Source organism: Bradyrhizobium cosmicum (genome assembly GCF_032290525.1).
In the GTDB taxonomy this organism is placed as follows: Bacteria; Pseudomonadota; Alphaproteobacteria; order Rhizobiales; family Xanthobacteraceae; genus Bradyrhizobium; species Bradyrhizobium cosmicum_A.
In genome coordinates this window covers 1-236 of the sequence record NZ_JASXTA010000592.1, presented here as the reverse complement: position 1 = coordinate 236, position 236 = coordinate 1, and the positions used below count along the sequence as shown (strand labels likewise).

General features: G+C 68.2%; 1 protein-coding gene. It reads left to right on the top strand.

The window, feature by feature from the left end; genetic code table 11:
• On the top strand, positions 1 to 236 hold a 236-nt coding region (locus QSV46_RS41050; protein ID WP_314964503.1), incomplete at both ends, for a hypothetical protein.

Genomic DNA, 236 nt, shown 5'->3' with positions numbered 1-236 from the left:
GCGTGACACCGCAGCCCTCGTACAGCGGGTGGTTGGCGACAAGGTGCTGCCCAGCGCGGTCCTCCACGAGATCATCGACCGCACGGACGGCGTGCCGCTGTTTGTGGAGGAACTGACCAAGGCTGTGCTAGAAGCGGGAGCCGAAGGGGACGCCAAGGCCGTGCTTTCGCGAACCTCACCGGGTGCACTCGCCGTCCCGGCTACCCTGCACGCCTCGCTCCTGGCCCGTCTCGACC